The organism is Nonomuraea sp. NPDC052634 (genome assembly GCF_040678535.1).
In the GTDB taxonomy this organism is placed as follows: domain Bacteria; phylum Actinomycetota; class Actinomycetes; order Streptosporangiales; family Streptosporangiaceae; genus Nonomuraea; species Nonomuraea fastidiosa.
On record NZ_JBFATY010000005.1, the window covers coordinates 163,806 to 179,698 of the forward strand.

Here is a 15,893-nt window from a genome sequence, read left to right on the forward strand (position 1 = left end):
TCAGCCGGTCAGCGGGCCGAACTCGGCGCGGGTGTCGATCACGTCGCCGAACAGCTCCCACCGCTCGCCCTTGAACCGCATGAGCTGCATCGACTCGATGGGGAACCCGTCGTCGGGCCCGGTGTCCATCGTGACGCCGGGCAGCAACATGTCGACCTTGACGCCCTTGAGGTTGCGCACGGAGTCGCGCAGCCCCTCGCGGGTGGGGCAGGCGGCGGCCTCCATCGCCTTGTGGAAGCTGGCCGCCACGGCCCAGCCGAACGTGTGGTACGGCACGTTCACGTCGGCTTCGGGCGCGTACTGCTTCATCTTCTCCTTGTAGAGCCGCATCTCGGGGTCGTCGGCCCAGGTGGGGTCGTTGGGGTCCTTGTAGTAGGCGGACGACACGACGCCCTGCACGTTGTCGAAGCCGACCGGCTTGAGCACGGTGATCGAGGCGGCGACGTTGTTGACGATGTGCAGCGGGTTCCACTTGGTGTTCTTGGCGTCGGCGGCCAGCGCCTGCGAGCCGAACTTGGGCGTGGTGACGTTGAGGAACACATCGGCCTTCGACTCGGCCAGGTTGCGCATCTGCGGGTCCACGCTGGGGTCGGTCACCTCGTAGCTCTGCTCGGCGACGACCTGCACCTGCGTGCCCTCGATGGCCCGCTTGAACCCGCCGAGCAGGTCCTTGCCGAAGTCGTCGTTCTGGTAGAGCACGGCGACCTTGGCCTGCGGCTTCTCCCTCTTCAGGTACGCGGCGTAGACGCGGGCCTCGGAGATGTAGTTGGGCTGCCAGCCGATCGTCCACGGGTGGGCGGTGTCGGTGCCCCACTGGGAGGCGCCGGTGGCGACGAAGATCTGCGGGACCTTGCGCTGGTTGGCGTAGTCCCAGGTGGCCGCGGTCGAGGGGGTGCCGAGGGTCTGGAACAGGGCGAACACCTGCTCCTGCTCGACCAGCCTGCGGGCCTCCTCCACGGCCTTGGGCGGCTGGTAGCCGTCGTCGCGGACGATGAACTCGACCTTGCGCCCGTTGATGCCGTTCTTCTCGGCGTTGATGTAGTCGAAGTACGCCTTGATGCCCTTGGGGATGTCGCCGTAGGCGGAGGCGGGGCCGGACAGCGGGTAGATGCCGCCCAGCTTGATGCTGGTGTCGGTGATGCCGGTGGTCTGCTGCCCCTGGCACTGGCCGGTGGCCGCCGTGCCGGTGGTGCCGCCGCCGCTGTCACGCCCCCCGCAGGCGGCGACGGCGAGCAGGAGCAGCGCCGCACCGCCGATCGCAGATACTCGTCGCATCCCTCTTACTCCTTCCGGGGAATCTTCTGAAGCAGCCGCCCGGCCAGACCCGCGAGCCCCGTCGGGGCCACGTACATGACGGCGATGATCAGCAGGCCGAAGATGACGCCGGGCGCGGCGTCGTTGACGTCCTGCGAGATGCTCGGCACGAACATCACGAACAGCCCGCCGAGCACGGGTCCTGGCAGCGAGCCGAGTCCCCCGACGACCAGGCCGGCCAACAGGGTGATCGACAGGTTCACGGTGAACGAGTCGGGCGAGACGAAGCCGATCACCCAGGTGTAGACGCATCCGGCGGCCCCGGCGTACATGGCGCTCCAGGCGAAGGCGAGCGTCTTGTACGACGACAGCCGCACCCCCATCACCTCGGCCGCCGTCTCGTTGTCGCGGATGGCGTGCAGCGCCCGGCCGACCCGCGAGCGCAGCAGCCCCGCGGCCACCAGGAAGGCGACGGCGGCGAAGGCGAGCGTGATGAAGTACAGCCACTGGTCCTCGGCCAGGCCGCTCCAGGCGGGCGGCGCCGGCTTGGCCAGCGTCAGGCCCATGGAGCCGCCGGTCAGCTCCTCGAAGCGCTTGAGCAGCGGGACCAGGAAGATCGCGATGGCGAGCGTGACGAGCGCGAGGTACAGGCCGCGCAGCCGCATCGCCGGCACGCCGAGCGCGAGGCCGAGCACGAACGCCACGGCCGCGGCGGCGGGCAGGGTCAGCGGGTACGGCAGGTCGTACCGGTCGAGCAGGATGGCCCCCGTGTACGCGCCGACCGCGAAGAACGCGCCGTGCCCGAGCGAGATCTGCCCGGCGTGCCCGACGAGCAGGTTGAGCCCGAGCAGCGCCACGCTGTAGATCAGCACCATCGTGAGCTGGAAGACGTGGAAAGGCGCGAGCTGGAAGGGCGCGTAGACGGCGGCGGCCAGCAGCAGCGCCAGGGTGGCCCACCGCCAGCGCGGGTCGGATGCGCGCCGCGCCTGCACGGGCGCCCGCGTGGCCTTTTCCGCATGTTTCACGTGGATCATGCGCGTTCCACCACCGCTCGCCCGAACAGGCCCTGGGGCCGCAGCAGCAGGACGCCGAGGATGATCACCAGCGGCACCCCCACCTTGAGGTCGGATCCGATGACGCCGATGTACGCGCCGGCGAGCGTCTCCGCGACGCCCACGATCAGCCCCCCGGCCACCGCGCCGAGCGGGCTGTCGAACCCGCCGAGCGTGGCCGCGGCGAACGCGTAGATGAGGACGCCGCCCATCATGTTCGGCTCCAGGAACAGCAGCGGCGCGACCAGCACCCCGGACACCGCGCCTACGGTGGCGGCCAGGCCCCAGCCGAGCGCGAGCGTCCAGCCGACCCTTATGCCGACGAGCCGCGCCGATGCCGGGTTGGCCGCCACCGCGCGCATGCCGAGCCCGATCTTTGTGTGCCGGAAGAGCAGGTAGAGCAGGCCCATGACCAGCGCCACCACGCCGAGCACGCCCAGGGTGGAGAAGGAGACGCTGATCCCGGCCGCCTCCAGTGCGCCGCCGGGGAACGGGTTGGGGAAGTCCTTGATGAGGAACGTCCAGATCCACCCGGCCGCCGCGTTGACGAAGATGAACAGCCCGACGGTGACGATGACGATGGTCAGCTCGGGCGCGCCCTCGACCGGCCTGATGATGATCCGCTCGATGAGCATGCCGCCCGCGAACGACACCACCAGCGTCAGCGGCAGCGCGACCCAGAACGGCAGCCCGGCCGCCATGCACTGCCAGGCGATGTAGGTGGAGAACATGGCCAGCTCGCCCTGGGCGAAGTTCACGATGCCGGTGAACTGGTAGATCAGCACCAGGGCCAGCGCCAGGCTGGCGTAGATGGCGCCCGCGCCGAGCCCCTCGACGATCTGCTGCAGGAATCCGGCCATCGCCTACACCCGGTATCCGAGGTAGGACTGTGCGACCTGCTCGTCGGCCCGGATCTCCGCGGCCGTGCCGGACAGCACGATCCGCCCGGTCTCCAGGACGTGGGCCTGCTGGGCTATGCCGAGAGCGAGGTGGGCGTTCTGCTCGACGACGACCACGGTGGTCTGCTCCTCTGCGTTGATGGCCTGCACGATGCGGAACAGCTCCCGGGTGACCAGCGGGGCCAGGCCGAGCGACGGCTCGTCCAGCAGCAGCACCTTGGGGCGCAGCATGAGCGCCCTGCCGATGGCCAGCATCTGCTGCTCGCCCCCGCTCAGGCTGCCCGCGGCCTGCTTGAGCCGGGTCTTCAGCACCGGGAAGTAGGTGTAGATGCGGTCGAGGTCGCGCGCCACGGCGGCGCGGTCGCGGCGGACGAACGCGCCGAGCCGCAGGTTCTCCTCGACGGTCAGCGGCATGAACGTGCCGCGTCCCTCGGGCACGTGGGCGACGCCGAGCCTGGCCACGGCGTCGGGCGGCCGCCCGGTCAGGTCGGTGCCGCCGAGCGTGATCGTGCCACGGGCCTTGACCATTCCCGACAGGGCTCGGAGCAGGGTGGTCTTGCCGGCGCCGTTGGGCCCGAGAATCGCGCAGACCTCGCCCTGCCGTACGGTGAAGCGCACGCCGTGCAGCACCTGTGCGTCGCCGTAACCGGCGACCAGGCCGTCCACCACGAGATCGCTCATGCGCCCGCCTCCTCGCCGGCGGTCCCCAGGTAGGCCTCGATGACGGCGGGATCGCGCTGCACCTGCTCCGGCGGCCCTTCGGCGATCTTGCGGCCGAAGTCGAGGCAGACGATGCGGTCACAGGTGCCCATGACGAAGCCCATGTGGTGCTCGACCACGATCACCGTCAGGTCGTACTCGTCGCGGATCGCGCCGAGCGTGCCGGCGAACTCCTCCACCTCGGCCGCGTTGAGGCCGTTGACCGGCTCGTCGAGCAGCAGCAGCCGGGGCCTGCCGATGAGCGCGCGGGCCAGCTCGACCCGCTTCAGCGTGCCGAACGGCAGCCCGGTCGCCGGGTGCCCGGCCACGCCGGCGAGGTCCAGCCGCTCCAGCACCGCGTCGGCGTCGGCGCGCAGCTCCCGCTCCTCGCGGCGCACGCCGGGCAGCCGGAGCCCGGCGGACAGGAAGCCGGCGCGGGCCCGGTGGTGCGCGCCGACCAGCACGTTGTCGCGGACCGACAGGCGTGGGAACAGGCCGAGGTTCTGAAACGTGCGCGCGATGCCGAGCCCGGCGATGGCGTGCGGGGGCAGCGTGGTCAGGTCGGTGCCCTCGTACGTGACGCTGCCCGCGTCGGGGTCGTACCGCCGGGTCAGGCAGTTGAACAGGGTGGTCTTGCCGGCGCCGTTCGGCCCGATGAGCCCCACCATCTCCCCGCCCGCGACGCCGAACCCCACCCCGTCCAGCGCGGTGATGCCGCCGAAGCGAACGGTAAGATCGTGTACCTCCAGCATCCGGCCTCCTGGAGAACAATGTTCTGAAGTTGGCCTCAGCGTAGGAGCCGCTCGTCGCGAGCCGCATTGGGCACGGTGACCCAAGATGTTTCGGGCGAGTTGTCTTCTGAGCACAGCGAGGGTCTCATCACGGTTACGACCCGTTGACCGCCCGCCGCAGGCCATGGATCATCCCGGCATGTCCACCGGTTCGCACACCGTGGAAGCCGCCGTACGCGCGGAACGCACACGCATACTCTCCGAGCTGCTCGACGACCTGCCCCACCTCGCCGACATCGCCGTGGCGACGATGCGCGCGGAGATCCCCGCCTACGACGCCCAGGGCCCGGACTTTCACGCCGACGTTCGCGACCAGGTGGTCAGGCACTATCGCGCCAAGCTGGGCGTGCTGCTGGAGGACCGCACGGTCACGCTGGACGACATCTCCTTCACCAGGCGGGCGGCGATGCGCCGGGCCAGGGCGGGAGTGGCGCTGGCCGACTACATCAACGCGTTCAGGGTGGGCCAGCAGGTCTTCTGGGAAGCCGTGGTCGAGCGGGCGGGCGCCGCGTTCGCCGGGCGGGAGGCGGCGCTGACGCTGGCGGGCCCCTTGATGCGCTACTGCGACTTCGCGAGCACGCACGCGGCCAACGCGTACATGGAGTTCCAGCAGTACGCGGCGGCCGAGGCGGTGCGCGAGAGCCGCGACCTGCTGGAGACGCTGCTCGCCGGCTCGGTGCCGACGCGCGGCAGGGAGCTGGCCGCCGCGCAGGCGCACGGCCTGGCCCCCGACGCGCGCACGCCGCTGCTCGTGGTGATCGCGGTGCTGGCCGGTCCTCCCTCCGTGACGAGCGGGCCCGACCAGGGGGCCGACGCCCGGCACGCCGCCTGCGCGGCGATCGCGCGTACCGGCGGCAACGGCACCCGCACGCTGTCGGTGGTGCGCCAGTCGGAGATCGTCGCGATCCCCGTGCTCGGCCCCGGAGCGGACGCCGAGGAGCTGTGCGACCGCCTGCAGAGCGTGCGCGACAGCCTGGCCGCCGAGGGCATCAGGCTGGCCATGGGCATCAGCACGGTCGTCACCGGCACCGAACGGATCCCGCAGGCGTACCAGGAGGCTCGGGCGGTGCTGGACTTCGTGGGTGAGGAGGGAGGGGTGGCGGCGCTGCCCAGGATCACCGCGTTCCAGTACCTCGCGCTGAAGGCCGACGACACCGCGCGCCACCTCGTGGACCGCCGCATCACCGCGCTGCTTGCGGAGGACCGGGCGCGCGGCGGCGTGCTCACGGCCACGATCAGGGCGTTCGCCGGGGCCGACCTCAACCTGCGGGCCGCCGCCGAACGGCTGCAGATCCACCCCAACACCGCCCAGTACCGGCTGCGCCGCATCCAGGAGCGCACCGGGCGGAGCCTGCGCTCGATCAACGATCTTTTGGAGCTGCTGGTCGCGATCGCGCTGCACGATGCGCTGCCCACCAATGCCGGGCGGGAAAGACTGGGCACCGTGACCAATGAGGGGCGTGGGAGAGCGGACGTACGGTCGATCCATGAACCTCGCTGACCGGCTCCACACCGCCGCCGACCGGCTCGGCGGGCGGGCGGTTCTCACGCTGGACGAGGCGGAGCTGACGTACGGGGCGCTGGAGGAGCTGAGCGCCCGCCTCGCGGGCCTGCTGCGGTGCCGCGGTATCGGCCCCGGCGACCGGGTCGCGATCATGCTGCCGAACGTGCCGGAGTTCGGCGTCGTCTACTACGGGGTGCTGCGGACCGGCGCGGTGGTGGTGCCGCTCGATCCGCTGCTGAAGCGGCGGGAGATCGCCGCGTACCTGGGGGACTGCGGGGCCCGGCTGCTCATCGCCTGGCACGCCTTCGCCGAGACGGCAGAGGCGGGCTCTGCGGGCACGAAGGCCGACTGCTTCTTCGTGGTGCCCGGCGAGTTCCGCAGGCTGCTGCGCCGCGTCACCCCCGAGCGCGAGATCACCCCCACGGGTGCGCACGACACGGCCGTCATCCACTACACCTCGGGCACGACCGGCCGGCCCAAGGGCATCGAGCTGACCCACGGCAACCTGGGCGGCAACGCCGCCACCGTGGCCCGCATGCACGCGCTCGGCGTGGACGACGTGGTGCTCGGCGCGCTGCCGCTCTACCACACCTTCGGCCAGACCTGCTCGCTCAACGCCACCGTGCACGCCGGCGCCCGGCTGACGCTGCTCCCCCGCTTCGACCCTGGCCGGGCCCTTGAGGTGATCAGGCGCGACGGGGTGACGGTGTTCCAGGGCGTGCCCACCATGTTCATCGCGCTGCTCGACCATCCCGGCGCCTCCGACATGTCCATGCTGCGGGTCTGCGCGTCCGGCGGCGCTGCGCTGCCGCTCGACGTGCTGCGCGCGTACGAGACCCGCTTCGGCTGCGAGATCATCGAGGGGTACGGGCTCAGCGAGACCTCCCCCGTCGCCGCGACCAACCGCGGCGGCCGGCACCGCAGGCCCGGCTCGATCGGCTGGCCCATCAGGGACGTCGAGATGAAGGTCGTCGACGAGGAGGGCCGCGAGGTGCCGCGCGGCGAGATCGGCGAGATCGTCGTACGCGGCCCCAACGTGATGAAGGGCTACTGGAACGACCCCGCCGCCACCGCCGAGGCCATCCGCGACGGCTGGTTCCACACCGGCGACCTCGGCAGGGTGGACGACGACGGCTACTTCTTCCTGGTGGACCGCCGCCGCGACGTGATCATCCGCGGCGGCTACACGGTCTACCCGCGCGAGATCGAGGAGGTGCTCTACGAGCACCCGGCCGTGCGCCAGGCCGCCGTGGTCGGGGTGCCGCACCCGGAGCTCGGCGAGGAGATCGCGGCCGTGGTGGCGCTGCGCGCCCCGGTGAGCGACCACGAGCTGCGCGACTTCGTCCGCGAGCGGGTGGCGGCCTACAAGTATCCGCGCCGCCTGACGTTCGTGGACGAGCTGCCGATGAGCCCCACCGGCAAGATACTCAAACGCGCCCTGGTCCCCTGAGCTCGTTGACGCAGCGCAGCACCGGGTACGACGTGAGCGCCGCCGCGTCCAGCTCGGCCTCCGTGGCCACGTGGAAGGTGACGCTCTCGCCCGGCAGCAGCGTGACGAGCTGCTCGTCCACGCTCGCCGCCGGGTCGAGCCGGTCGGGGAAGAGCGCCAGCTCGCGCACGACCGTGGCGGCCGTGACGGTGACCGCGTATCCGCCGGGCTCGCGGTCCACGGTGGCGGTGAACTCGGCCGGCGGGTAGCCCATGGCCGGGTCCTCGGCCGCGGGGAACAGCGCCCGGTGCCCGTCCAGCTCGGCGGTCAGCAGCGCGGCCGCCTGGCCCTGCGGCGGGGCGACGCGCAGGGTGGCGCGGGCCGGCACCGTGACCTGCTCGCTCTGCGCGGCCAGCGCCCGGCCCGAAAGGTCGCGCAGGGCCAGGGTGAGCGTGCCCTCCCAGGCGGCGTCGGTGTCGTTGACCAGCACCACCTCGTCGCCGAGCCGGGTGATCAGGCGGTCGGCGAAGGCGCGGCGCAGCGCGTACCACAGGGGTTTCCTGCGGCCCGCGCCGTCCACGGCCGCCCAGGAGGTCACCGGCCAGCAGTCGTTGAGCTGCCAGACGATCGTGCCCATGCAGTACGGCATCAGCGCGCGGAACCGCTCGACGCCGAACGCCATCGCGCGGGCCTGGTTGAGCTGCGTGTAGTAGTGCCAGTCGTCGAACGTCTCGGGGCGCGGCAGGTGCTCGCCCAGCCCGGCGATCAGCTTCTCCTGCCCGCCCGGGGCCTTCTGGTGCGAGGAGCCGGGGGTCAGCGGCTCGTCGGATGAGGCGGCGCGCAGCGTGGCGTACGTCGGCGGCCCCTGGTAGCCGAACTCGGCGACGAAGCGCGGCGTGTAGTCGGCGTAATGGACGTAGTCCTGGCCGCCGCCCCAGACCGTCCAGATGTGCACGGTGCCGGTGGAGGGGTCGCGCACGTCCCGGTCGGGACTGCCCGAATACGGGCTGCCCGGCCAGTACGGCCTGGTGGGGTCCAGCTCCGACACCACCGACGGCAGCACGTCGTAGTAGAACCCGGCGCCCCAGCTCTTGTCGCCGAGCCGGCCGCGCCAGTCCCAGTGCTGATGTCCCTCGATGTTCTCGTTGTTGCCGCACCACAGCACCAGGCTCGGATGCGCGGACAGCCTGGCGACGTTCTCGCGCGCCTCGGCCTCGACCTCGGAGCGGAACGGCTCCTCCTCCGGGTAGGCCGAGCAGGCGAACGGGAAGTCCTGCCACACCAGCAGGCCGAGCCGGTCGGCCAGGCCGTAGAAGGCGTCGGACTCGTAGACGCCACCGCCCCACACCCGCAGCGTGTTGGCACCGGCGGCGACCGCCTGCGCGAAGCGCTCGGCCAGCCGCTCCGGGGTGACGCGGGCGGGGAAGCAGTCGTCGGGGATCCAGTTGAAGCCGCGGACGAACACCGGCCGGCCGTTCACGATCAGCCGGAACGCGTCGGTGTCCAGCTCGACCGTGCGAAAGCCGATCTCGCGCCGCCACTGGTCGGAGCCGGCGCGCACGGTCAGCGGGTAGAGCGGCTGCGCGCCGTGGCCATGCGGCCACCACCGCTCGGCGTGCGGCACGTCCAGGCGCAGCACGGCCTCGCTGCGGCCCTGCCCCAGCTTGGCCTCCACGCTCACGCCGGCCACCTCGGCGGTGACGGTGACGGGGGCCTCGCCGGTACGCTCGACGCGTACGTGGACGTCCACGCCGTCGCCGCGCACCAGCGGCCGCACCTCGGCCAGCCGGGCGCCCGACCAGGAGTGCAGCCCGATGGGCCGCCAGATGCCACTGGTCACCAGCGTGGGGCCCCAGTCCCAGCCGAAGTTGCAGGCCATCTTCCTGATGAACGCGTACGGCTCGTCGTAGGCGGCCGGCCGGTCACCGAGCCTTTCCCGCTGCTCCTCGGCGTAGGCGTAGGGGGCGCGGAAGCGCACTTCGAGCGTGTTGCGGCCCTCCTGAAGCAGGTCGCGGGCGGCGAAGCGGTAGGTGCGGTGCATGTTGGCGGTGCGGCCCAGCTCGTGGCCGTTGAGCAGCACGGTGGCCACGGTGTCGAGCCCTTCGCAGACGAGGTCGGTCCGCTCCGAGCCGTCGTCGTGCCAGTCGAAGGCGGTCTCGTAGATCCAGTCCGTACGCCCGATCCAGGTCAGCCGCCGCTCGTTGTCGTCGCGGTAGGGGTCGTCGATGAGGCCGGCGGCGAGCAGGTCGGTGTGGACGCTGCCCGGCACAGCGGCCGGAACGCCCGCCAGGTCACGCCTGTCGTCGCCGCCTGCGCGGAGGGTCCAGCCGTCGTGCAGCGCACGGAACACGTGTTTCTCCCATACCGCTCTCACTAAACCGAGTAAGCCCCCGCGACTCTACGTGGGAGCCATAGGGCCGTCAACGGCTGGCATAGCGAGATTAACCGGTTCCCTCAAGAGCGCACGGAAGGCGCTGTCCGTCGTAGGCGAGGCGCCCAGCGGGCGCAGGTCCGTCGGCGTCGCAGTGCGCGCTCACGCGCTCAGGCGGGCTGCTCGCCCGCCGTGCTCTCGCGGACGATCAGACCGGCTTCCGCTACCTGACCGCCGTCCACCTCACCGGCAACCAGTGCGCCGTACGCTACGGCATCAGCACGCTCCCCAGCCCGGCCCGCCAGATCACCGGGCCCGGCGGCAAGTGCCTGGACGCCGGCGCGCAGGGCACCGCCGACCACACCAAGGTGCAGCTCAGGGAGCGCGACGGCCTGTACCCGCAGAAGTGGTCATGACCCCGTGACCTCGCCGGGCCCTGTCCTGTGGGCGGGGCCCGTTCGGTCTGGGGTCACCTGAAGGGGCGGGCCATCTGGTCGAGGGTCTCGCTGACGACCTCGCGCAACGTACGGGCCTCGTCCTCTTCGGTCCACTGATGGGACGCCAGCCGCAACGCCACCAGGAACGCCGCCGCCAGCACCCGCGGCGGCACGTCGGCCTTCCTGTCGGCGACGGCCTCGACGAGATCCCGCTCGAGCCCCGCGTGGTTGGCGAGCTGCCGGGCCAGCAGCGACGGATGCCTCTTGGCGAGCCGGGTGCGCACCGCCCACTCGCGATGCGGCTCGCCCAGCTCGTCCTGCAGCTCGTCGGCCGAGACGCGCAGCGCCTCCCAGGCGCTCAGCTCGGGCGGCTGCGCGCGCACCCGCTCGACCAGCGCTCTTATCCGCTGCTCCTCGCCGTAGAGCAGCGCGTCCTCCTTGCTGGAGAAGTAGTTGGAGAACGTGCGCCGCGAGATGTTGGCGGCGTCGGCGATGGACTCGACGGTGACCGCGTCGAGGCCGTGCTCGACCACCAGCCGCAGCGCCGCCTCGTGCACGGCCTGGCGAGTCTCGGCCTTCTTGCGTTCGCGCAGCCCGGGCGTGGCGTCCATAGTGTGGTCAGCCTACCGGGGGGCGTGCGAGCCCCGGCTGCGGACAGGGCTCGCACAAGATCATTCTGCCCCAAAAGGATCTTGGAACGCACACCGCCCCCTCCGGCGCGGACCCAGACCGAGGGGTGCGGGACGCACGACCCCGCCCCCGCGACCTCCAAGATCCGAGGCCCCGGGAGCGAAGAGCGGGCCCTCGGCGGCAAAAGCTGAGGAACAATCGGAAGGGTGCAGTTCCGCGTCCTTGGTCCGCTGGACGTGCGGACCGATGCCGGCGAGCCCGTCTCCGTCGGCGGTCCGCGCCCGCGCGCGCTGCTCGCCCTGCTGCTGCTCGACGCCGGACGACTGGTCAGCCTCGAACGTCTCATCGACGGCCAGTACGGCGAGCGGCCCCCGTCCGGCGCGGCCAACGCCGTACAGGCGCAGGTGTCCCGGCTGCGACGGCGCCTGCCGAGCGGGCTGATCGAGTCCCACGGGTCCGGTTACCGCCTCGCCGTCGACCGGGACGACGTGGACGTCCACCGCTTCGAGCGCCTCGCCCGCGACGGCCGCGCCCTGCTCACCGCCGGACGGCACGCCGCCGCCGCGACCGTGCTCCGCGAGGCGCTCGACCTGTGGCGCGGCCCGGCGTTCGCCGACGTCGCCGACGCGCCATTCGCCGCCCCGCAGGCGCTCCGGCTCGACGAGCTGCGCCTGGCCGCAACCGAGGACCTGTACGAGGCCGAACTGTCGCTCCCCGGCTCCGCCCCGCCCGTGGCCGGGCTGCGCGACCTGCTGTCCGCCCACCCGTTCCGCGAGCGCACGCGCGGCCTCCTCATGCGCGCCCTGCACGCGGCCGGCCGCCAGGCGGAGGCGCTGACCGTGTACGACGAGGGCCGCCGCCAGCTGGCCGACGAGCTGGGCGCCGACCCGTCTCCCGAGCTTGCCGCCCTCCACCTGGAGATCCTGCGCGGCCCTCAGGAACGCACCTCCTTGGCCCGCCCACCGGCCCAGCTCACCAGCTTCGTCGGACGCGAGGACGAGCTGGCCCACCTGGCCTCACTCCACGACGCCCGCCTGATCACCATCGTCGGCCCCGGCGGCACCGGCAAAACCCGCCTGGCCATCGAACACACCCTCCGCACCGCCACCGCCGCTCCGGCCGCCTTCACCGACCTGACCCTCGTGGACCCCGCCCCGCCCGCCGAAGCCCACCGTGCCACCGAGGCCGGTGGGGACGGGGCGGTGGCACGGGTGGTGTGGCAGGCGCTCGGGCTGCGAGAACCGGCGCTGCGCCCGTCGGGCCCCGGCGGGCCCGACCCCGTGCGGCGGCTCGTCTCCGCGCTGGCCGAGCAGGAACTCCTGCTCATCCTGGACAACTGCGAACACGTCATCGACGAGGCCGCCGCCCTCGTACGCCGCCTGCTGTCCGCCTGCCCCGGCCTGCGGATCCTCGCCACCAGCCGGGAACCCCTCGGGCTCACCGGCGAGCACCTCGTCCCGCTCACCCCGCTCCCCGTGCCGCCACCCGGCGAAGAACCGCCGCAGGACCCGCTGGCCTACCCGGCCGTCCGCCTGTTCGCCGAGCGAGCGGCGGCAGTACGGCCCGGCTTCGCCCGTACCGCGAAAGGCCGCACCCTCGCCGCCATCTCGCGGATCTGCGCCGACCTCGACGGGTTGCCGCTGGCGATCGAGCTGGCGGCGGCGCGGGTGCGAACGTTCGGGGTGGCGGAGATCGCGGAGAGGCTGGCCGAGCACGGCCGGTTCAGCCTGCTGTCGCGCGGCGACCGTACGGCGGCGGCCCGGCACCGGACGTTGCGCGCGGTCGTGGAGTGGAGCTGGAGCCTGCTCGACCCCGGCGAGCAGGCCCTGGCCCGCCGCCTGGCCGTCTTCACCGGCGGCGCGACGCTGGAGGCCATCGAGCGCGTCTGCACGCCTGACCGGCCGGAGGAAGGGGCGGAGGTGCTGGCCGGGCTGGTGGACAAGTCGCTGGTGGAGACCGACGGCGAGCGGTACCAGATGCTCGACACCATCCGCCTGTTCTGCCTCGAACGCCTGGCGGCGGCCGGAGAGGAGGAGACGGCACGGCGGGCGCACGCGGCCTGGTTCCTGGAGTTCGCCGGGCAAGCGGACGACCACCTCTACCGGGAAGAGCAGCTCGACTGGCTGGCCCGGCTGTCGGCCGACGACGCCAACCTGCGGGCGGCCCTGCGGTGGAGCGCCGAGCACGACCCGGCGACGGGGCTGCGGCTGACGGCGGCGCTGGCCATGTACTGGTGGCTGAGCGGGCGGCGGGGCCAGGCCGCACCGCACGCCGCCCGCCTGCTCGACCGCGTCGGCACCGAGCCGCCTGCCGGGCTGGCGGAGGAGTACGTGATGACCGTGCTGCACGCCGTACCCGAGTCCGGTTCGCCGCACTGGCGGCGGGCCGGGGAGATCGTCGCGTCGCTGGGACGGCCGATGCGCCACCGGTTCGGTGTGGCGCTGTGGAGCATGATCGCGGGGCCGCCCGGCGAGGCCGAGGATGAGCGCGTACGACGCGAGACGCTCAGCCAGGACCCGTGGAGCCGGGCGCTCGGCGACCTCGGCACCGCCCTGCTGAAGGTGCTCGATGGCGCGCCCGCCGAGGCGGAGCCCGAGCTGGAACACGTCCGCGCCGCCTTCGCCCGGCTGGGCGAGCGCTGGGGCACGGCGCAGGCGCTCGACTGGCTCGCCGTGATCGCGGGCTGGCGCGGCGACTGGGCGCGGGCCCGGCGGCTGTGGCGGGAGGCGCTCGGGCTGCTGGAGGAGCTGGGCGCCCTCGACGAGCTGGCCGACGTGCTGATCCGGCGGGCCGCCGCCCTGTGGCGGGCCGGTGACGTCGCCGCCGCCCGCGCCGACTGCGCGCGGGTCGCCGAGCTGGAGCATCGGCTCGGACGGCCCGAGCTGACCGCCGCGCTGCGGCTCCAGCTCGGGGAGATCGCCCGGCACGCAGGTGACCTTGACGAGGCGGAGCGGCTGCTGTCGGCGGCGCTGGCCGGGTCGGAGAGCGGGGCGTTCACCTCGGCGGGTACGCGCTCGCACGCGCTCACGGCGCTGGGCCGGCTGGCCGAAGCGCGCGGCGACACCGAACGAGCGGCCGGCCTGCACGCCCAGGCCCTGGCCACCGCACTCACCTCCCCCATGGCCGCCGACCTCGCCGACGCCACCGAGGGCCTGGCCGGCGTCACGGCCGCCGGTTCGCCGGATCGCGGCCCGGCGGAGAGGGCGGCGTGGTTGCTCGGGGTGGCGGTGGCGTTGCGGGGGATGGCGGTGGCCGGTGATCGGGACGTGGCGCGTACCGCAGCGAGAGCCACCACGATCCTAGGCCCCGAGGAATTCGCCGCCGCGTACGCCAGAGGCGCCGCCATGACCAAGGGCGACGCCAGAGGCGCCGCCATGACCAAGGGCGACGCCAGAGGCGCCGCCATGACCACGGACGACGCCCTGTCCGCGCTCAAGCGCGGGCGCTGACAGCCCAGGGAGCGGCTGTCAGCCGATCGTCGCCCGGCTGTCAGCGAGGCTTACGAAGCTGGCGGGCATGAAGAACACCACCGTCCTCATCTCCGGCGCGAGCATCGCCGGACCCGCACTCGCACACTGGCTCATCCGGTACGGCTTCGCCGTCACCGTCGTCGAACGCGCCCCGTCGCTCCGCCTGGGCGGCCAGGCCGTCGACTTCAAGGGCGAGACCCACCGTACGGTGCTGAGCCGCATGGGCATCCTGGACGACGTGCGCCGCCACCAGACCGGCGGCAGCGACCAGGAGATCGTGGACGCGGCGGGCCGCACGCTGGCGGTCATCCCCGGCGAGTTCAGCGGCGGCGACATCGAGATCACCCGTGGTGACCTGTCCCGCCTGCTGTACGAGCGCACCGCCCCCGCCTGCGAGTACGTCTTCGGCGACTCGATCACCTCGCTCACCGAGACCAAGGACGGCGTGCACGTCACCTTCGAACGCTCGGCGCCCCGCACCTTCGACCTGGTGGTGGGCGCGGACGGCATCCACTCGAACGTGCGCAGGCTGGTGTTCGGGCCGGAGGAGCGGTTCGTCCGCTTCCTCGGCCATTACTACGCGCTAGTGGAGACCGGCCTGGACTTCGGCGAGCCGGGCAAGATGTACAACGAGCCTGGCCGCATGGTGGCGGTGGGCGGGACGAAGGCGCCGGCGTTCTTCGTGTTCGCGTCCGAGCCGCTGCAGTACGACCGCTACGACGTGGAGCAGCAGAAGAAGCTGCTGGATCGTGCGTACGCCGGGATGGGCTGGCGCGTCCCCGAGATCATGGAAGCGGTACGCGGCGCGCGCGAGGTCTACTTCGACTCGATCAGCCAGGTCAGGATCGACCGGTACAGCCAGGGCCGGGTGGTGCTGCTGGGCGACGCGGCCTACGGCAACACCCTGGGCGGCTTCGGCACCGGGCTGGCCGTGGTGGGCGCGTACGTGCTGGCGGGCGAGCTGGCTGCGGCGGGCGGCGATCACCGGGTGGCCTTCGCGGAGTACGAGCGCCGGTTCCGCCCCTACGCCAAGATCGCGAAGAGCGGCAACGCCGGGCCGTTCCTCGCACCCGGCAGCCGGGCCAAGATGCTCATGCGCAACTGGACGTTCAAGTACGGCTTCCTGCTCGGCCTGATGCTGAAGGTGACCGACAAGTTCGCCACCGACATCAAGCTCAAGACGTACCCGCCGACCGCCGCGTGAGGACCCTTCGGGAGAGAAAGCGCGAAGGCGGGTGAGGGCGAGCCCTCGGGCGGTAACGCCAGAAGGCCGGTGCGGGGCCCTCGGGGGAAGAGCCCCGTGAGGCGCGCAGGGGCGTCAGACCCGCCTGCGCTGCCTGACCGCCTGGGCTGCCCC

11 protein-coding genes are annotated in these 15,893 nt (G+C 72.5%); 4 read left to right on the forward strand and 7 right to left on the reverse strand.

The genetic code is table 11. From position 1 onward, the window contains the following. From AB0K67_RS23230 to AB0K67_RS23250, 5 genes are read right to left on the reverse strand one after another with little or no spacing between them, the layout of a single operon-like run. Positions 1-1,275, reverse strand: coding sequence for an ABC transporter substrate-binding protein (locus AB0K67_RS23230; RefSeq protein ID WP_364063697.1), 1,275 nt, complete (start codon positions 1,273-1,275; stop codon positions 1-3). Positions 1,276-1,280: 5 nt separating this feature from the next. After that, positions 1,281-2,288 carry a branched-chain amino acid ABC transporter permease gene (locus tag AB0K67_RS23235; RefSeq protein ID WP_364063700.1) on the reverse strand — a complete coding sequence of 336 codons (1,008 nt, stop codon included), beginning with the start codon at positions 2,286-2,288 and terminating at the stop codon, positions 1,281-1,283. Beyond that, on the reverse strand, positions 2,285-3,166 hold the full coding sequence (locus tag AB0K67_RS23240) for a branched-chain amino acid ABC transporter permease (RefSeq protein WP_364063702.1): 882 nt from the start codon (positions 3,164-3,166) through the stop codon (positions 2,285-2,287). Before AB0K67_RS23240 ends, AB0K67_RS23235 begins: the two co-directional genes overlap by 4 nt. A 3-nt stretch (positions 3,167-3,169) precedes the next feature. Beyond that, positions 3,170-3,886 (reverse strand): ABC transporter ATP-binding protein, encoded by a 717-nt coding sequence (locus AB0K67_RS23245; protein WP_364063705.1) that lies wholly within the window; start codon positions 3,884-3,886, stop codon positions 3,170-3,172. Continuing rightward, complete coding sequence (locus tag AB0K67_RS23250) at positions 3,883-4,656, reverse strand: ABC transporter ATP-binding protein (protein WP_364063708.1); 774 nt, start codon at positions 4,654-4,656, stop codon at positions 3,883-3,885. Before AB0K67_RS23250 ends, AB0K67_RS23245 begins: the two co-directional genes overlap by 4 nt. 178 nt (positions 4,657-4,834) lie before the next feature. Here AB0K67_RS23250 and AB0K67_RS23255 point away from each other — a divergent pair, with 178 nt between their 5' ends. Both AB0K67_RS23255 and AB0K67_RS23260 read left to right on the forward strand, forming a co-directional pair. Further along, on the forward strand, positions 4,835-6,196 hold the full coding sequence (locus AB0K67_RS23255; protein ID WP_364063710.1) for a helix-turn-helix domain-containing protein: 1,362 nt from the start codon (positions 4,835-4,837) through the stop codon (positions 6,194-6,196). Continuing rightward, positions 6,183-7,649 carry a long-chain fatty acid--CoA ligase gene (locus tag AB0K67_RS23260; RefSeq protein ID WP_364063713.1) on the forward strand — a complete coding sequence of 489 codons (1,467 nt, stop codon included), beginning with the start codon at positions 6,183-6,185 and terminating at the stop codon, positions 7,647-7,649. The genes AB0K67_RS23255 and AB0K67_RS23260 overlap by 14 nt, the downstream gene beginning before the upstream one ends. Here the strand turns inward: AB0K67_RS23260 and AB0K67_RS23265 are convergent. Together AB0K67_RS23265 and AB0K67_RS23270 are read right to left on the reverse strand one after the other, a co-directional pair. Further along, entirely contained in the window at positions 7,627-9,978 is a 2,352-nt protein-coding gene (locus AB0K67_RS23265) for a glycoside hydrolase family 2 protein (RefSeq protein ID WP_364063716.1), read from the reverse strand. The two genes, AB0K67_RS23260 and AB0K67_RS23265, sit on opposite strands and share 23 nt — an antisense overlap. Positions 9,979-10,468: 490 nt before the next feature. Next, positions 10,469-11,047, reverse strand: a complete 579-nt coding sequence (locus AB0K67_RS23270; protein ID WP_364063719.1) for a TetR/AcrR family transcriptional regulator — start codon at positions 11,045-11,047, stop codon at positions 10,469-10,471. Positions 11,048-11,302: 255 nt separating this feature from the next. Here AB0K67_RS23270 and AB0K67_RS23275 point away from each other — a divergent pair, with 255 nt between their 5' ends. Together AB0K67_RS23275 and AB0K67_RS23280 are read left to right on the forward strand one after the other, a co-directional pair. Further along, positions 11,303-14,515 carry a BTAD domain-containing putative transcriptional regulator gene (locus AB0K67_RS23275; RefSeq protein WP_364063722.1) on the forward strand — a complete coding sequence of 1,071 codons (3,213 nt, stop codon included), beginning with the start codon at positions 11,303-11,305 and terminating at the stop codon, positions 14,513-14,515. A 67-nt stretch (positions 14,516-14,582) separates the two neighbouring features. Then, positions 14,583-15,740 carry an FAD-dependent monooxygenase gene (locus AB0K67_RS23280; protein WP_364063725.1) on the forward strand — a complete coding sequence of 386 codons (1,158 nt, stop codon included), beginning with the start codon at positions 14,583-14,585 and terminating at the stop codon, positions 15,738-15,740. The last annotated feature ends 153 nt before the right edge of the window (positions 15,741-15,893 follow it).